Genomic DNA, 18,321 nt, shown 5'->3' with positions numbered 1-18,321 from the left:
ACAATCCTTAAATTCAGTGTTACCCTGCCAGTAAGGCGGTAATTTGTGCCAGTGCGCCAGGGCGTTCAAAGTTCGTAGCCGCCTGGTAGAGCGCCTCGCTACGCATCACACCGAGTACCGGCAGTGTGAGCGAGTCAAATTTGGCGCGAAGTTCGGCATCAGTAAGCGGGTTTTGCGGGTGCCCACGGTAAACGTCGGTGTGTGCGTGCAGCACCTCCCCGTCATCCAGCCAGACGTCAATAAATGCCGAACTGGCAGATTGTCCGTCGACTGCCTCTATCTCAAGAAGAGCAAGCAATTCCCGCGCAGCCGCGTCGTCCACGGTTTGCTGCGTAAAGTCGGTATCGGTCAGGCCATAGCCGGAAAGCGCCAGCGCAATGCAGTGCGGGATGCTGAATTTGCTCTCCAGCGGCGTGGTCGGGTTGAGGATACCGGCGTTGACCATCCCCATCGGGTGTACTTTTGCCGCAATACGCGTAATGGCGCGCCCTTTCAGTTGCGGGTAAATCTTGCGGGCCGTTTCAATGGAGGCATGGGTGCCACGGCAGCTGGCGTAAAGCTTGTAGCCGTTGGTCAGCAGTTCCCATGTTTCGCCAAAATCTAAAGGCGGGATTTCTGCGCTGCCGTCCTGAATGAAGTTTTTCACCCAACCATCGGCTTCGTAGAAGTGGTGCGCGCCAACAAAGCCTTCTGCCGCCAGTTGTGCCGCCAGAATACCGTCCATGGCAGCTTTACCCGCATGGAAGGGCTTGCCGTGCGTGCCGGAGGATTTTTGCAGTCCGCCCATCATGGTTGCAGCGCCACCGAGGGCATTGCTGATTTGCTCTTGCGACAACCCCAGTATGGAGGCGGCAACCGCGGCAGCTCCTGCACGGCCTACGATGGAGGTCGGGTGGAAGCCGCGGCGCTGTAAGTTGCGTCCGACGCCAGGCACCCAGCCGCCGCCGAGTTTCGCCATCACTTCGAATCCGGCGATAAACGCATGCAATACGCGCACTTCGCTCACCGGATTAGCCTGCGCCATCGCCAGCGCCGTCGCCCAGCATGGCCCTCCGGGATGGCCGGATCCAGCCGGGTGTGTGTCGTCGTAATCTGCCGCGTGTGCCATCGTTGCGTTGATCATCGCCGCCAGGCCGGGGGTGGTGGTTTCGCCAAGAATAATGCGTGCTTCGCCGGAAGCGTTCCACGTGCGGGCAACCTGACGAACGGCGTTGACCGCCTCGTCATTCACCGCGCCAATCGCGACACCGAGGTGGTCAATTAGCGCGCGTTTTGCCTCGTGCAATACGTCGGCAGGCATCACCCACTCATGTGCGTGATGAATGAAATGGCTTAACTGCTCGCCTCGAAGGTGGGCGGTAGAGGTTGTGCCTGTTGTGGTCATCGGTTTTCCCTGGTGCTGGCAAAAAAACTTATCAGACATGTTTGTGCAAACTTGCATTCAATTGTATACAATAAAATACAAGCCAAACATAACAGGCCTGATAACCAGGTCAAAAGACAAAAAATGGATAAGCTAAGAACAAAATTAGCAATAAATCCGTAGTCAATGTGGCAATATGACCGCGTCTTCAGTGTTACTGATGCGGGCGTTTCGGAGTGTAATTTGTACGCGCCGACACCGGGGACTTCTATAATAAATCATGAACTTAAAAACTATTGATTCAGGAGTGACATTGTCACCTTTTGACGTATTGATTACCGCAATTGAACAAGGTGAACTGCTGCCGGGTGAGCGCTTACAGGAAATTCGCCTGGCGGAGAAGTTTGGTATCAGCCGTACACCGATTCGTGAAGCATTACATCGACTGGAAACGCTAGGACTGGCAGAGCCAGGACCGGGACGCGGTCTGGTGGTGGCGAAACTGAGTTACGAGCGTCTGCGTCAGCTCTTTGCAGTACGTGAAGGGCTTGAGCGTCTGGCGATGCAATTAGCCGTAGCCTCTGCATCTGATGAAGAGATCGGGTTGTTGCAGGATATGGTGAACACCGAACGTGCGCTGACAGACAGCAAAGCGCTTCACGATCATAACCGCCTCTTCCATCGACAGATCTATCGTTCAACGCATAACCCTTATCTCAATGAGATGTTGGATAACCTGCGTATTCACCTCTCATTGTTGCGCGGCACGACCTACGCATTACCGGATCGTACCGAAGAGGCGAAGCGCGAACATCAGGCGATTGTCGACGCCCTCTCCCGCCGTGATAGCGTGGCTGCCCAGGATGCCGCCTGCGAGCATATTCGTAATGGCTACCGGGCAAGGCTGGCGATCATCAGCCAACTGGAAAGCTAAATAGCGGCGGGTGTCATGCTAACCCGCCTGTCGAAGGGTTAAAGATACTCACCAAGCAGCGCTTCGAGGCTGTTCTGGTCGACCGCAAACTGACGGATGCCTTCAGCCAGTTTTTCAACCGCCATCGCATCCTGACTGTGCGCCCAGTAAAACTCCGCTTCGCTCATCGCTGCAGGTTTTGGCAGGATCTCACCTGCGTAATGCAGCCCTTGTGGTACGGGGGCCTCACTCTGCTGCAACTGAGCTAAAAGCTGCGGTGACACCGTCAGGCGGTCACAGCCATTTAATGCCAGTACCTGCTCCGTGGAACGGAAACTCGCTCCCATCACCACCGTTTTATAACCGTGCATTTTGTAGAACTGCCAGATGTTCTGTACCGACTGCACACCAGGATCGTTGGCAGGGGTAAAGGTGGTATCCGGCTGATTCTTCTTGTACCAGTCATAAATACGCCCAACAAACGGCGAAATCAGAAACACGTTAGCGTCAGAACAGGCGCGGGCCTGAGCAAAAGAAAAGAGCAGCGTCAGGTTGCAGCTAATACCCTCTTTTTCCAGCACCTCGGCGGCTCTGATCCCCTGCCATGTTGACGCCAGTTTGATCAGCACACGGGATTTACTGATCCCCTTTTCAGCGTACAGACCAATAATCTCACGCGCCTTCTCAATGCTGGCCTGCGTGTCGTAAGAGAGCCGGGCATCCACTTCGGTGGAGATGCGACCGGGCACACTTTTCAGGATCAACACCCCAATGCTCACCGCGAGGTAATCAGCAATGGCTGCCACCAGGCCTTCTGCCTGCGGGTGACGGGATTTTACCGTTGCTACCGCGTCGGTGATGAGCTTTTGGTACTGCGGCAATTGTGCCGCTTTGTAGATAAGTGAAGGGTTGGTGGTGGCATCTTCCGGCTGATAGGCGATGATGCTGTCGATATCGCCGCTGTCAGCGACAATCACCGTGCGCTGCTTTAATGCATCTAGCTGATTCATAGTTATTACCTGTCAAAAGAAAGGCATTGCTGGCTTACGCCGGATGTCGGTGCAAAGCCAGCAATGAAAAGCGCAATTAACGTGCTGCGGCCACACGTGAAGTCAGGCCAGGCATGTTGAAGCACTCCGCTTCGTTCTGAATCATGTCTTTGATTTTGTTAACGACATAACGCTCAGGTTCAACACCGAAGGCTTTCAGATTGGCAAACATCATCTGCATCTCTTTCACTACTGCCGGTTTCTCATAGTTGTAGTGACCGCTAAGTTCGAGGATCTCTTTGAGCAGCGCAGGCTCGCTAAAGATCTGCTCTTCGGTTTTATTTTTGTGCTCGTCGGTCATCCATTTTTCCCATTTATGGCTGAGCACACATTCGCGGGTCAGGACCGTTTTCAAATCTGATGCGGATTTGATAAAACCTTTCGCCAGCAGATCTTTCTCCACTTCCGCCAGCTTCAGGTAGGCGCGGGTTTCAATGGTGCCGTACGCCGGTGCCACGTTCATCGCAGTGATACCCAGGCCTGGGTGCTTGAGCAGAATTTCATCCGGCAGGTAGTCGCCGTTATGCTCTTTCAGGCCAACGCCATGGCGGGTACTGATCTCAGATAGTTCAGCGGACTGCACGTCGTTAAAATGACCGACGTTTTTGGTCAGGCGCGTCAGGGTCCCGGTCTGGCCGACAATGAACAGCGGTTGTGGCAGAGATTCAGCGGCCAGGCGCTTGTTCAGCTCAACGATGAACCCTTCGTACGCGGCGATATCGGTCAGTCCACCGTTGGTCTCTTCGGTTCCCACTTCGTAGAAGAACTCTTTCAGGTTGTGGGTTTTGCGGTACGTTTCGCAGAAGCGAATCAGTTCCACGGTGCGGCTCAGCACCAGCTCGATATCAATCACTTTCCCAACAACATACGGATCTTTCGTCGGGTCGATGTGCAACAGGTCAAAACCGGCGTCCATATCCACTTCATAAGAGCGACGCGCCAGTTTCATGGCTTCCGCTTCCGGGATATGATCTTTACGTTCTTTATCGCGCTGCCATGGGCCGCCGTGGTCGCGGCAGAGGAAGTAGTCACCCTCGAAGCCCACTTTTTCCGCCATCGCTTTCAGGTCGGCCGCAAAGCGGAACTGGTCCCAGTTGTTCACATAGCCCGCCCCAAATTCATCGGCATCCACCTGGTTACGGCTGGCAATAAACATCAGGGGCAGATCTTTTTCTTTGCCTAATTCAAAACAGGCCTGAATTAGCGCCGGGGACATTGGGCCAATTCCCAGCATGGTGGATTTACCGCCATTCACGATATAATCGACATACTGTTTCATTGTGTTTTTCATGACAACTCCTTACGCTTTATTCATATCAGAAGTAACAGTTTTTTTAGCAGCCTCTTTCTTTACCGGCTCGCTAATATTCGGACGTAATACATGCAGACAAATAGCGGTAACAATGACGCCAATTGCCATATCAATGACGTACCACATAGGGGCTTTATTGACGCCAGCAATAGCAATTAATCCGCCATGAGGGACCATGGATTCCACACCGTGAATCATTGCCAGACCAGCACCTACGGCGCTACCGATAATAATGGATGGCAGTACGGTCTTGAGGTTTTTAACCGCAAAGGGAATAGCCCCTTCAGTAATACCAATTAACCCCATAAAAGCGGCGGAGGTACCCATTCTTTTTTCATCTTCCGCCCATTTACGTGGAGAAATAAAAGTAGAAAGTGCAAGGCCTAATGGCGGAATAGCACAGGCAATACGGTATGCTCCGTTTGGACCATAAATACCTTCGGCCATTAATGCGAGGGTAAAGGCGGTAGCGGTTTTATTGACCGGGCCACCCATATCAAATGCGGCCATCGCTCCCACAATCAGACCCAATATTACACCGCTGCTGCCCTGCATATTTGACAGCATGCTCACCAACCATTTCATGGCCAGTCCAATCGGTCCAATTAATATATACAGGTAGACCATTCCGACAATAAAACTGGAGACAATAGGAATGATCATGATTGGCATCACGGGCATCAGGGCTTTGGGTACCTTCCAGCCTTTGATCCATTTCGCCACATAACCGCTCATAATGCCGAGCAACATAGCACCGAGGAATCCGGTTACCACATGGGATTCACCCAGTGGCGTTGCCGCCATAAAGCCGGTGATCACGCCCGGCGTCAGGCCCGGCTTACCGGCAATCGAGTAGGCAATATAGGCTGCCAGTACCGGGATCATCATCCCCAGCCCGGCACTGCCAATCGCGCCGAGGTTGAGCATAAACCCGTTGGTCACCACAATGCCTTTGCCTGCCGTTGGCTCTCCGCCCACCAGCGATAACGCCAGGCAAATACCACCAACCACCACCACTGGCATCATATAAGAGACACCAGTGCTGAATGCTTTGACTAAATCATCCTTCACGGTTTTCATCATATCCGACATTTTTTCTTCTCCCTGAACCTGATATTTATGTGTGCGACGCCCCACCTTTCAGGTGTAAAAAACCGCTGCAGCGTCTTGCACAATAAATAGCAGTGTTCTCAGGTCATATTTAAATTAAATAACGCACCATTATTAGCAACAGAAAATAAAGGGCACTAGCGCACCAGTTTTTCTGCTCTGTCAATAATGGCTGCCGGGTCACGAACCACCTCAGAAGGGTTAAGCGAAATAATTCGCCCTTCGTCTTCTTTTTCTTCGAAACGCTCAACACCTTCAATTCCGATAGCGACGGCCATAATCACCACATCCGCTTCGGCAATTTCATTTTCGCTTAATTCGTTTTCGATTCCCATTCCACCCTGGGTTTCGACTTTCACGTAATAGCCACGTTTTTTACATTCCTGCTCGATAGCTTCCTGCGCCATATAGGTATGTGCAACGCCTGTAATACATGCTGCTACGCCGACAATTTTCATGTGTAACTCCTGGCTTTTATTGGTTTATTTCGTTCACTGTCCTCGACACCGTACTTTTGATGTCTCAGAGTTTATTACCAGTTGATGGTACAGATATTCAGATATCGAGCGTTCTGACCATCAGGTTGTAGAGTGCTTCGGTGTGTACTGCATTTTTTATTTCATTACGGAATTCCTCTTTCATTAATTTTCTGGCCAGCGTGGAAAAATATTTCATATGGGCATTTGATTCAGCCGATTTACTGACCGTCAGCATAAAGACCGTCGAAACCTCTTCATCACCCCAGAGAATTGGTTTCGCCAGCGTCGCAACGCTGATGGTGGAGTCATCAATATGCTCAGATTTGGTGTGCGGGATGGCAAAGCCATACCCCACCGCCGTAGAGAAGGAATCCTCCCGCGCCCAGACATCATCACATAACTTGTCGCGATTGCGGGTACGGTGGTGTAACCACAGGTTGTCGGTCATTAACTTGATAACTTCGTTTTTGTCCTGCGCTTCCAGCCCGCAGAAGACAAACGCTTCGCCAAGAATCGATTTATGGCTGATGGCATTCACATCCGGCGACTGCAGGATGGCTTTAACCTCGTCTGAACGTTTGACCTTCACAATGGATTGCGCCAGTTGTTGGCATTTAGCGTAATTCAATTCACGCAGCGCATGCTTTACGCCCGGAATTGAGGTCGCGCTCATGCTCAGTTCATCAAAGCCCATGCCGGTAAAGAGCGGCAGAAAATCCGGGCTTGCGCCGAGTTCGCCACAAATGCCAATCCATTTTCCGGCGCGGTGGACTTCGTCAGCGGCAAACTGCATGGCGCGTAAAAAGGCCGGCGCATAGTTGTCGTAGACGTTGCTGACATTGCTGTTGCCGCGATCGGCAGCAAAGAAATACTGCGTCAGGTCATTGCTGCCTACGCTAAAGAAATCGGCATGCTCAGCAATTTCGGGTATCGCAAAGATGACGGAGGGGACTTCCAGCATCACACCCAGTTCAATATTCTCCATGAAGGGCAGCCCCTGCTCCCGCATCTCCTGCATCACGTCTCTCAGCACTTCGCGGCACCAGATGACCTCATCGACATGAGATATCATCGGGATCATGATTTTCGCGTTACCCACTGCCGACGCGGTAAGAATCGCTTTAAGTTGCAGCGTGAACAGATCCCGATATTGCGGGTAAGTGCGCACGGCGCGAAAACCGAGGAACGGATTTTCTTCTTCGCCCAGGCTCAGGTAATCGACTGGTTTGTCGCCTCCAATATCAAAGGTGCGGAAGATAACCGGTTTACCTTCAGCAAGCGCCGCCACGCGGGAATAGAGTTCAGCCAGTTCCGCATAATCCGGGGGCGTTTCCCGATCCATAAAGGACATTTCGGTGCGAAATAGCCCCACCCCTTCAGCGCCCTGTTTAAACGCTGACTCCGCTTCCGCAAGGCTGGCTATGTTGGCGACAATCTCAACGTTGTGGCCATCAACGGTGGTGGCTGGCTGGTTTACATTCTCCAGCATCTGCTGCTGCATATTGTGCTGCACTGCCATCTCATTGCGGTAATAGCGCAGCACTTTTTCATCCGGCCCGGTTATCAAAATACCCGGGTTGCCGTCGATGATAATATCCTGTTGTGAACTCAGTGCGAGTGCGGAAAAATCAATATCGGTTAAGGTCGGAATACCTAAAGAACGCGCCAGAATCGCGGTATGAGATGTTTTTCCGGTGGCCGTAAGTACCATGCCCGCCAGTAATTGTTTATCGATACTCAGAAATTTACTCGGCGTCAGGTTACCGGCAAAGATAATGGATGGCGCCTTTAATTCCAGACTGTTTTTGGGTAAGGCGCCCTCACCATAAATAGCCACCAACAGTTGCGTGGTAATATCCAGCACATCCAACACCCGCTCTTTAATATACTTACTGGATGAGCGATTAAGAATATCGCAAAACGCCATCGCGGCAATGATCACCGCATCCCATGCGTTTTTATTTTTCTGGATATAATCGGTGATACTGGACTGAAACGAAGCATCGGTAATAATCGATAAATGTGCCTGAATAATATCGTGCTCAACGCCCGTTTTGCTTTCCAGTGCGCCGTGCTTTTCACATTTCAGGGCTTCCAGACCTGACAACAGCAGTGCCATTTCCGCGTCAGGGCTACCTTTAGCACCTGGATTGCGCGCCAGCATCTCTTCGAATGTCAGGCTCTGAACAACCAGCGGACGGGCAATCGCCACACCGCCACTGATGCGGGTTCCCTGGATGAAATTCAGCTGGGTTTCCCGTAACGAACGCGGCAGATAGCCCGCTTGTGCAGTGGATTCCTCTTCCTGTACGACTTCATAAGACGGAAGTTGTTTTAGCAATGCACGCAATTGTGTTACGGCATCCTGCGCATCTTTGCCATTAATGACAATCTCACACGCGTCATTGAATAATGTATCCGTTGCAACCAGCGACAATGCACTTTTGGCATTACCCTCAAGCCCGGTTCGATTATTCTTCCAGTTTATTTCAGCCGCAAAGGTATTACAGAGACGTTCAATATACCCTGCTGGCCTGGCATGAATACCATCCTTTAGCTCACATTTATAAGTTATGACTTCAGACATAACGACTCCTGAAAACTTTGCATGACCACGAATATTATTAGCGGGTTAGAAACCTGCTGTTCATGCCATATATCCTTGACCGGGAGCGCATCTATTTAAATAGAAAAAAAGTCACCTTTTCTGGAAAAAACAACCCTCCAGTGTATTTTGTGAATAAAATCACAAATAGTTCATAAAAACGCTATGGGTTACGTTATTGCTATTAAAGCGTCTTTCTTCCTGTTTATTCACTTACCCGGTGTTGCGCTACAACTCTGTCATCTTTATTTATTACGCGGGTAGAACCTATGCATTTTCGTGGCGCTTTATTTGATTTAGACGGCACCCTCGTTAATTCGCTGGATTTTGTTGAACAGTCCTGGGCTGCCTGGTCGCAGAAAAAAGGACTCAATGTTGATGAGGTGCGCCATTATCTGCATGGCAAAACGGCGATGAACACGTTGCGCCATTTCTTACACGCGGCAAACGAAGCAGAACGGGAAGCCGAATTCCGGTTGCTTGAGGATTATGAGGCCAACAATGTTGCCGGGATCACCGCAGTGACAGGGGCTAACCACTTTCTCCAGCAGTTGACTGCTCAGGGTGTGCCCTGGGGCATTGTGACCTCAGGTTCGTTCAAAGTGGCCTCGGCGCGCATCCGCGAAGCGGGATTCCCCACGCCCTCGGTACTGGTGACCAGCGAAGACATTCTTGTCGGCAAACCCCATCCCGAACCCTTTTTGCTCGGTGCGCAACGCCTTGGGTTACCTGCGGAACATTGCCTGGCATTTGAAGATTCCCACGCAGGGCTGACCGCTGCACGTGAAGCCGGATGTGTGGTCGTCGAAGTGCTCACCCCCCAGTCCGAACGCCACGATATCACGCCTTACCACACCCTAACCCATTACCAGGATCTCGCCGTCCGCCGTACAGGCGGGGCCGAATTTTTCATTCAATTCTAACGGAGCCGCTATGTCGTCCCAGCATTCCTCTTCCAGAAAAAACCTCGCTAACGCGATACGATTTTTAAGCATTGATGGCGTGCAGCAAGCCAATTCCGGTCACCCGGGCGCGCCAATGGGCATGGCCGATATCGCTGAAGTCCTGTGGCGTGATTACCTTAAACACAACCCCCATAACCCCGCATGGGCCGACCGCGATCGTTTTGTGCTGTCCAATGGACATGGCTCGATGCTGATTTACAGCCTGCTGCATCTCACCGGTTATGACCTGCCGCTTGACGAGCTTAAACACTTCCGCCAGTTGCACTCCCGCACGCCGGGTCACCCGGAAGTGGGCTACACCGCGGGCGTGGAGACCACGACCGGTCCTCTGGGTCAGGGTATTGCCAATGCGGTCGGGATGGCTATCGCTGAAAAGACGCTCGCCGCCCAGTTCAACCGCCCGGGACATGAGATTGTCGATCACCAGACTTATGTGTTTATGGGTGATGGCTGCATGATGGAGGGGATTTCTCACGAAGTCTGTTCATTGGCAGGCACGCTCAAACTCGGCAAACTGACTGCGTTTTATGATGACAATGGCATCTCCATTGATGGTCATGTCGAAGGGTGGTTTACCGACGATACCGCCGCGCGTTTTGAAGCCTACGGCTGGCATGTGATACGCGGTGTTGATGGCCATGACGCCGAAGCCATTCAACGCGCTGTTGAGGCCGCCCGTGCAGTGACGGATAAACCTTCCCTGCTGCTTTGTAAAACCGTCATTGGATTTGGCTCACCCAATAAAGCCGGCACCCATGACGTCCACGGTGCACCACTCGGTGACGCTGAAATTACCGCAACGCGCAAAGCACTTAACTGGCCCTATGCCCCGTTTGAAATCCCCTCTGAGATTTACGCCCAGTGGGATGCCAGAGAGATGGGTGAAGCCAAAGAGTCAGCATGGAACGCCCGCTTTGCCGCCTACCGCGACGCTTTCCCTGCAGCTTGCCGCAGAATTTACCCGCCGCATACTGGGTGAATTGCCCGGCAGATTTTGATTGTCAGGCTCAGGCATTTATTGAAAAGCTACAGGCTAAACCCGCCAAAATTGCCAGCCGTAAAGCCTCGCAAAATGCCATTGAGGCGTTTGGCCCCCTGCTGCCGGAGTTTCTCGGTGGATCAGCGGATCTCGCCCCGTCCAACCTGACGCTGTGGTCCGGTTCACAGAGCCATTAATGAGGATATCTCAGGTAACTACATTCATTACGGTGTGCGTGAATTTGGCATGACGGCTATCGCCAACGGTATTTCGCTGCACGGTGGCTTTGTCCCCTACACCTCGACTTTCCTGATGTTTGTTGAGTACGCCCGTAACGCGGTGCGCATGGCGGCACTGATGAAGCAACGTCAGGTGCTGGTTTACACCCATGACTCGATTGGCCTGGGCGAAGATGGCCCTACCCATCAGCCCGTCGAACAGGTGGCTTCTCTACGTCTTACCCCCAATCTCAGTACCTGGCGTCCCTGTGATCAAGTGGAAACGGCGGTGGCCTGGAAGCACGGTGTTGAGCGTGCTGATGGCCCCACTGCGCTGATTCTTTCTCGCCAGAACCTCACCCAGCAGGCTCGCACCTGGCAGCAGATTCAGGACATTTCGCGCGGCGCTTATGTGCTTAAAGAGAGCAAAGGGCTGCCGCAAGTGATTCTGATTGCCACTGGTTCTGAAGTGGAGCTGGCAGTCGAAGCCTGGCAGCATCTGACCGCAGAGGGAATCAATGCGCGGGTGGTCTCGATGCCATCCACGGATGCGTTTGACCAGCAGGATGCGGCCTACCGTGAAGCAGTACTGCCCGAAAGCGGTCACCGCCCGCGTGGCAGTGGAAGCCGGTATTGCTGACTACTGGTTCAAATATGTGGGACTGGATGGCGCGATTGTGGGGATGCAGACGTTTGGGGAGTCGGCCCCGGCGGAGCAGCTTTACGACACATTTTGGTATTACCCTGGAGGCGGTATTGCGTAAGGCGAGAGCGGTTATTTCATAATTTTATGGCCCCCAGACCACGGGGGCTGTTTTTAACAAAGGAGTTCGCCATGTACCCCGTCGACCTGCATATGCACACCGTCGCCAGTACCCATGCTTACAGTACAATTCACGATTACATCGCTCAGGCGGTACGCAAAAATCTGCAACTCATCGCCATTACCGATCATGGCCCGGAGATGGTGGACGCCCCCCATGAGTTCCATTTCAACAATATGCGCATTCTGCCACGGGTGGTGGACGGTGTGGGGATCCTGCGCGGCGTGGAGGCCAATATCAAAGCCAACGGGGAAACGGACTGCACGGTGAAGATGCATGCCGCGCTGGACCTCATCATCGCCGGATTTCACAAGCAGGTATTCGCCCCGGCCGATAGTGGCGACCAACACCGATGCGCTGATCGCGGTCATCACCAGCGGCATGGTTCATATCATCAGTCACCCCGGCAACCCGGAATACCCAATCGACATTCCGGCGGTGGTCGAGGCAGCAAAAGCCAGCCACGTGGCGCTGGAAATCAACAACGCCTCCTTTGTGAATTCACGTAAAGGCAGCGAACCTAACTGTCTGAAGATCGTCTCGGCGGTAGCAGAAGCCGGAGGGATAATTTCACTGGGCACGGATTCCCATAGCGCGTTTTCGCTGGGCGACTTTACTGCCTGCCAGAAAATCATCGACGCGACCGGGTTTCCGCAAAGCCACATTCTCAATGTTTCACCGCAGCGGGTGCTTGAGTTTCTGGAGTATCACGGCGCAGAGAGAATCGAGGAGATTTATGCAGCACTGGTGTGAGGGGTGGCAGCATCAGCCTGAAAAACCGGAGCCCGCAGGCTCCGGTAGAAGGATTAAAACTCGTAGCGGGCACCAAAGTTGTAACGACGGCCTTCGAGAATGGCGGCCTGGTTATAGGACGTCACGTGACGAGGGTTGGCATCGAACAGGTTATAAACGCCGCCCATCAGGGTGATGTTTTTGTTCAGATGGTAACGCGCACCTAAGTCAACCAGGGCATAAGCTTCGGTGGAAGTGGATTTGCCCAGATCCGGCGTGTTGCTGCGCCAGCTGGCTTTGGTCCACAACTCCAGATCGCTTGCGGCATTCCAGGTCAGCGAGACGTTCGCCATGCTGGTTGGATACTCGTTAAGCGCATAGCCTTTATAAGTTCCGCTTTTCTGTTCGCTGTGGGTGTAGGTGTAGTTCGCATTGGCTTTCAGCGCATCGGTCACCTGCCAGTCACTGTTCAGTTCCAGGCCGTAAATTTCGGCATCGCTGACGTTGAAATACTGTGAAACGCTATCAGCGAGATAACCGTTGTACTGGCACTGATGCGTGTCCGTGGTAGTACAAATGGTGTAATCGCTGATTTTGTTTTTGAACTTGGTGTAGAAGATAGTCGCATCCACGGCCAGCGCATCCTGCTGCCAGTAAACGCCGACTTCGGTGTTGACGCTCTCCTCCGGTTTCAGGTCATCGTTACCAATACCAATCTCAGAATAAGGATAGGCCCCGTACACGCTGGTGAAGCCGGAGTTATTCTCACGCAGATCCGGTTTTTTATAACCCGCAGAGACACCGCCTTTCAGCGCCCAGTTCTCGTCAATCGTCCAGTTACCGTAGAGTTTCGGGGTGACGTGGTAACCAAAGTAACTGTCGTGATCCAGGCGCGCCGAGGTGGTGAGCGTAAAGTCCGGCACGATCATCCAGGCATCTTCAGCAAACAGCGCCCAGCCGTCGCGGTCGATTTTACTGACCGGTGTCACGCCCGGTGCGACTTTATCGGCAATGCCGAAGGTGTCGTTCAGCTCATTGCGGGTAAAGTTTGCCCCCAGCGTCAACTTGTGATCGCCCAACGTAAAGGTGTTAGCACTGTTGGCTTCGAAGTTACGCTGTTCAATAAACTGCGACGACATGCCCGGTACACGATACTCGGTACGCGCTTTTTCATAGCTGACGAAGTTCTTCACCTCCACCAGATCATCGCCATACCAGGCGTGCTGGGAAAGCGAAGCCGCGTCGCGATCAAAGCCCCAGTACCATTGCTTATCGTTGTGGCTTTTCTCCTGATGCCCGCGTGAAGCATTCAGCTCCCAGAGCTGCGTATCAATGGGCGACATCGACACGGTAGCGTCGAAGTTCCCGGCCTGATGCTTAACAAAACGCTCATCATTTACACTGTCGTCGTCGCGGCGGTCAAGGTAATCCGCCCCGACGCTGACGCCGAGTTTACCGGGGATGATCGGTCCCATAATAAACGCATTAGTCTGGTTGGTGTTTCCGTACTCGCTTTTCTCCTGGAGGAAGTAATTGTCTTCCAGCACGCCGGTCCATTTATCGAGATTAAAAGCTTTTTTGGTGATGACGTTGACCACACCGCCAATAGAGTCAGAACCGTACAGTGAGGACATCGGGCCACGAATCACCTCAATGCGCTCAATGGCCGCAATTGGCGGCATAAAGTTCGCTTCTGCACCGATGTGGTGTCCGTAAGGGCGGGATTCGCGTGTGCCCTGCTTGATACCGTTCACCATATAGGCGGTATAACTTGTTCCCATACCACGCATCTGCACGTCACCGGATGCCAGACTGCCGTTACCACTCCCCGTCAATACTCCCGGCATTTCATGCAGCGCCTCAGTCACGTTCTGGTTAGAACGGGTGTTTAGTCCCTTCTCGTCGACCACCGAAATGGTTGCCGGCGCTTCGCGTCGTTCCTGGCTAAAACCGGTGGCGGTTACCACCATCTCATCTTCTTTTTTTGTATCGTCATCAGCGGCAAAAACAGCGGCCGGAAGGTTACTGAGGGCGAGCGCAATCGCCACGGCCATGCGTGTTTGGGTAATCACAAAAGCGTCCTTAGAGTTGGGTTAAATCAATTTTGAGAACGTAGTCATCCTGGTTGGTTTTCTCATCCTGCTTCACGCTGGCATAAAGCGTGGTGGCATCCGGTGAGAGCACCAGGCTGTTGGGCATTGCGCTGGTTTTAATGGTGTGCTTAACCGCATAGCTCGTGGCATCAATCACGCTGATCTGCCTATCGTTGCGGTGGGTCACATAGATTTCATTGCGCTTAGCGTTGTAGACCACGGCAATGGAGTTCGGCGTCGGGATGCGGTGAATGAGTTTGCCGGAATCCAGTTTCACCACCAGCACGTCACGGGTGTTGGTATCTGCGATATACCCCAGTCCGGCTTCGGTATTCAGAGCAATATTCAGGAAATAGTGGTTAGGTTCTTTCGGATCCACCTTCACACGGGTGAGCAGTTGCGATGTTTTGCCATCAAGAGTGATCAGTTCACCCAGGCCACTGACGGCATAAACTTTGTCCCCCTCGGTATCCACAGCAAAGCCGACGGGTTCAAGCTTCTCAAGAGTGTGTGCCAGTTCTTGTTTCTGCGTATCGATCACCCACAGCAGGCCTTTGCCCTTGCCCGCCATGCCGGACACGTAGAGGCGCTGATGCTTTTTATCCAGTACAACTTCGCGCACGTGGACCTTTTTCTTCGGGTCAATATCGTTGCTTAATTGCAGCGTCTTAATGACCTTGTTAGTGCGGGTATCCAGCAGCGTCACCGACCCTTCCATAGCGTTACCCAGCCAGAGAATGTGATTTTCTTCATCAAGAGCAACTGCAAATGTACGGCGTTCGGTCTTTATTTTGTCATTAATCTGCAGGCTATCTGCCGCCAGGCGGAACACCAGGCCATCAGTCTTATCGCCCTCAAAGGATGGCGATGACGCGGCATACAGCGACTTTTGGCCGTTGTCATAAGCCAGTTCGTACACCCCATGGCCTAAGGGCTGTAGTGGAAAATCTTTATCCGTGAACTCCTTCGCGAACAGTGAGCAAGAGTGAAGTGCAAATGAGATGGCGAGGGCATGGAGCGCTGCTTTTTTAATCTTTTGTGAAGACATGTCATTTTTCTTTACAGTTGTTTACGTGTCGCAAATGGTAATCAATATTAATATCATTTGCAATTAGGTTGTAATATTTGCGTGGGTGGGTTGCAGAGCATTCATAGAATGGGTCGGATAAGGCGTTGTTCTGAAGAGAATATGTAACGCCGGGGGAATTGTTCCGTTCACCTTACGTGCAGTGCGCCCATGTAGCCTCCCCCCAAATAGGAGAGGGAACCGTTTGTGCTCGCATTTTTTTGGGGGGATCCCTCTCCCACTGGGAGAGGGAGAAAATCAGACCGGCTATTAACACTGACTTCTTATAAATCAATCACCTTCCCGCGTGGAAAATGAAGAATTTTGCGGATGGAGGTAATAACTTCATCCGGGCTGAGCAGCAACGCATTAATCCTCACGTTCAGAATACGGCTACCCTCGAAGCGTTCCTGGTTATCAATTTTAATATCGGAAGCAATGACCACCAGATCTGAAGCAATAATGTCCTTTTCGGTAATATGATTTTTAATACCGAATACCCCCTGGGTCTCTATTTTGATGGCAAACCGGTGCTCTTTCGCCAGCTTCTCCAGTTGTTCTGCTGCCATGTAGGTGTGCGCCACGCCGGTCGCACAGGCGGTCACCGCAACGATATTGAGTTTATGGTCGCTCCCGGTAAGCAACGCATCATCTTTATCTGGACGGGTCATAACATACTCGCTCCCTTGTTTTTACGCCGGTACTCAAGCGGGGTACAGTCATTGATGTCTCTAAAAACCTTGCAGAAATAGTTTGCATCGGTAAATCCGCATTTATCTGCGACTTCATTTATTTTTAGATTTGTATTGGTCAGTAGCGTTTTCGAACGGGAAATGCGTACCTGCTTGAGGTATTCGTTAAACCGGGCATCGGCCTCTCTGGAGAACAGCCGCGACAGGTATCCCGGCGAAATATTAAATGCATCAGCCACACTCTCACGGCTGATATCGGCATGATAGTGGGTGTCGATATGCTTTTTAATCTCATCAATCAGCGACACCGGACCTCGGTAGTTATCCAGCCCTTCGGTTACCTGGTAGAGAATGTCGTTCAACAGGGCATAGACAATATGGGCAAAGGTTTCGCCGGTCGCGTTCTGGCTCCAGGCCAGCGATTCGGCCAGTTCCAGCAGACGATCGCGCACCGTGCTGCTGGAGTTTTGCAGGTTAAACTTCTCCACCTCTTTAAACTGCTGCCCATCCCAGTTACTGATGCTAAAACCCACGTCCTGTTTCCAGAAAACGATCGACATGCAGATGACCGGGCTGTCCCACTGGGGAGAGTTCCAGCCATTAGCGGGTATATAAGTAATGGAGCCCACCGGGCGTTCATACTTCACCACCCGATCGGTGCCTTTGGGGATAAGCATGCTCATCACCCCTTTCACCGCCAGCTCAATGCGTGGGACATGCAGGTGATACGCCATCGCAGGCGGTTGTGCGTTCCCGTTTGCCACCAGAATGGATTCTCCCCCGGCACACAGGCTGCTAAATTCACTGAGGATCGATTGTATAAACACTGATTATCCCTCTCCTTTCATACACTCAGTTAGCCGCATTCAGACTGCCTTTCTTCGCGTTTTGCCGCGGGCTTAGGGTCGATTTCAGCACTTTAACCGCCACCGCCGTCGTCACCGTGCCGCAAACAATGGCAAAAACGTATCCCACCGGGTTACCGATAATCGGCAGCACGATAAGCCCGCCCCAGGGGGCCGCACCGGTCGCGCCCAGCCAGAGTGAAAGCACGGAGGCCACGGCGCTGCCAGTCACAATCGCCGGGATAACCCGCACCGGGTCGGTCGCCGCAAACGGAATCGCCCCTTCGGTAATCCCCATCAGTCCCATTATCACCGCAGGCTTCCCCGCCTCTCGCTCCACATCGTTAAAAATGCCTTTGAACACAAAGGTCGCCAGCGCCAGCCCAAGCGGCGGCGTGCACACGGCCGCTGCCACAGCAGCCATCAACTGGGGATTGGTGGAGATCAGCGCGACGGCAAAGAAAAAGGCGGTTTTGTTCATCGGGCCGCCCATATCGACGGCAATCATGCCGCCGAGCACACAGCCGATGATCAGCGACGAGGCGCTTTGCATGTCCGACAGCCAATGGCTGAGCGCTTTCATCAGCCAGGCAATCGGATCGCCGATGACGTAATACACCGTCATGCCAGTAATAAAGGTCCCGAGCAACGGGATGATAAAAATGGGCAGGATCATGCGCAAAAAATGGGGGATTTTCAGGCGCTCAATGATGCTTAACAGCACATAGACCACCAGCCCGGCAATAATCCCTGCCAGCATGCCGCCTAAAAAACCGGCCCCCATCTGGCTTGCCATCAGCCCACCAATCGCGCCAGGCCCGATGCCCGGCTTATCGACCATCGAGTAGGCGATAAACCCGGCCAGAATGGGAATAAACAGGGTCAGCCCGGCCATACCCACTTCGGCCATCGCTTTAAGAAAGCCGCTTTCAGGCATCGCTGCTTTACCGTTGAACATCACGGCAAGGGCAAGCAGAACGCCGCCGGCCACCACAAAGGGGATCATGTATGACACGCCGGTCATAAAGTGCCTTTTAGTATTTTTTAACAGCTTCAGCATGTCCGCCTCATCTTTG

General features: G+C 52.6%; 13 protein-coding genes and 2 pseudogenes. 4 read left to right on the top strand and 11 right to left on the bottom strand.

Annotation, left to right across the window (positions count from 1 at the left end; all coding sequences use genetic code 11):
- Positions 1–19: 19 nt before the first annotated feature.
- On the bottom strand, positions 20–1,384 hold the full coding sequence (locus tag AC5JPW_RS17040) for an MmgE/PrpD family protein (protein WP_494242205.1): 1,365 nt from the start codon (positions 1,382–1,384) through the stop codon (positions 20–22).
- Positions 1,385–1,670: 286 nt separating this feature from the next.
- Between AC5JPW_RS17040 and AC5JPW_RS17035 the strand changes: the two genes are divergently transcribed.
- Positions 1,671–2,297, top strand: a complete 627-nt coding sequence (locus tag AC5JPW_RS17035; RefSeq protein WP_494242388.1) for a GntR family transcriptional regulator — start codon at positions 1,671–1,673, stop codon at positions 2,295–2,297.
- Positions 2,298–2,335: 38 nt separating this feature from the next.
- On the opposite strand, the gene tal is transcribed toward AC5JPW_RS17035, so the two are convergent.
- The 5 genes from tal to ptsP all read right to left on the bottom strand — a co-directional run bounded on the left by tal (position 2,336) and on the right by ptsP (position 8,813).
- Positions 2,336–3,286: a transaldolase gene (gene tal, locus AC5JPW_RS17030; RefSeq protein WP_494242204.1), complete on the bottom strand. Its 951-nt coding sequence runs from the start codon at positions 3,284–3,286 to the stop codon at positions 2,336–2,338.
- 76 nt (positions 3,287–3,362) lie between these two features.
- Positions 3,363–4,616 carry a class II D-tagatose-bisphosphate aldolase non-catalytic subunit gene (locus tag AC5JPW_RS17025; RefSeq protein WP_494242202.1) on the bottom strand — a complete coding sequence of 418 codons (1,254 nt, stop codon included), beginning with the start codon at positions 4,614–4,616 and terminating at the stop codon, positions 3,363–3,365.
- Positions 4,617–4,625: 9 nt separating this feature from the next.
- Positions 4,626–5,729 (bottom strand): PTS fructose transporter subunit IIC, encoded by a 1,104-nt coding sequence (locus AC5JPW_RS17020; protein WP_494242200.1) that lies wholly within the window; start codon positions 5,727–5,729, stop codon positions 4,626–4,628.
- A 155-nt stretch (positions 5,730–5,884) separates the two neighbouring features.
- Positions 5,885–6,205: a PTS fructose transporter subunit IIB gene (locus tag AC5JPW_RS17015; RefSeq protein WP_494242198.1), complete on the bottom strand. Its 321-nt coding sequence runs from the start codon at positions 6,203–6,205 to the stop codon at positions 5,885–5,887.
- 97 nt (positions 6,206–6,302) lie between these two features.
- Positions 6,303–8,813: a phosphoenolpyruvate--protein phosphotransferase gene (ptsP, locus tag AC5JPW_RS17010; RefSeq protein WP_494242196.1), complete on the bottom strand. Its 2,511-nt coding sequence runs from the start codon at positions 8,811–8,813 to the stop codon at positions 6,303–6,305.
- Between the two features lie 287 nt (positions 8,814–9,100).
- Between ptsP and AC5JPW_RS17005 the strand changes: the two genes are divergently transcribed.
- The 3 genes and pseudogenes from AC5JPW_RS17005 (at position 9,101) to AC5JPW_RS16995 (ending at position 12,570) form a co-directional block, all read left to right on the top strand.
- Positions 9,101–9,754, top strand: a complete 654-nt coding sequence (locus tag AC5JPW_RS17005; RefSeq protein WP_494242194.1) for an HAD-IA family hydrolase — start codon at positions 9,101–9,103, stop codon at positions 9,752–9,754.
- 10 nt (positions 9,755–9,764) lie between these two features.
- Positions 9,765–11,779: pseudogene (gene tkt, locus AC5JPW_RS17000) on the top strand (transketolase).
- A gap of 49 nt (positions 11,780–11,828) precedes the next feature.
- Positions 11,829–12,570 (top strand): annotated as a pseudogene (locus AC5JPW_RS16995) (phosphatase).
- Positions 12,571–12,623: 53 nt separating this feature from the next.
- Here AC5JPW_RS16995 and AC5JPW_RS16990 read toward each other — a convergent pair.
- The 5 genes from AC5JPW_RS16990 to AC5JPW_RS16970 all read right to left on the bottom strand — a co-directional run bounded on the left by AC5JPW_RS16990 (position 12,624) and on the right by AC5JPW_RS16970 (position 18,305).
- Positions 12,624–14,621, bottom strand: coding sequence for a TonB-dependent receptor domain-containing protein (locus AC5JPW_RS16990; RefSeq protein WP_494242192.1), 1,998 nt, complete (start codon positions 14,619–14,621; stop codon positions 12,624–12,626).
- Positions 14,622–14,631: 10 nt separating this feature from the next.
- Positions 14,632–15,690: a 7-bladed beta-propeller protein YncE gene (yncE, locus tag AC5JPW_RS16985; protein ID WP_494242191.1), complete on the bottom strand. Its 1,059-nt coding sequence runs from the start codon at positions 15,688–15,690 to the stop codon at positions 14,632–14,634.
- A gap of 302 nt (positions 15,691–15,992) precedes the next feature.
- Positions 15,993–16,379 (bottom strand): PTS fructose transporter subunit IIB, encoded by a 387-nt coding sequence (locus AC5JPW_RS16980; protein WP_494242190.1) that lies wholly within the window; start codon positions 16,377–16,379, stop codon positions 15,993–15,995.
- Positions 16,376–17,227 carry an AraC family transcriptional regulator gene (locus AC5JPW_RS16975; RefSeq protein WP_494242188.1) on the bottom strand — a complete coding sequence of 284 codons (852 nt, stop codon included), beginning with the start codon at positions 17,225–17,227 and terminating at the stop codon, positions 16,376–16,378. Before AC5JPW_RS16975 ends, AC5JPW_RS16980 begins: the two co-directional genes overlap by 4 nt.
- A 25-nt stretch (positions 17,228–17,252) precedes the next feature.
- Positions 17,253–18,305 carry a PTS fructose transporter subunit IIC gene (locus tag AC5JPW_RS16970; protein ID WP_494242186.1) on the bottom strand — a complete coding sequence of 351 codons (1,053 nt, stop codon included), beginning with the start codon at positions 18,303–18,305 and terminating at the stop codon, positions 17,253–17,255.
- Between the last annotated feature and the right edge of the window lie 16 nt (positions 18,306–18,321).

Source organism: Phytobacter sp., from assembly GCF_059074235.1.
This window is presented reverse-complemented; position numbering and strand designations above follow the sequence as displayed.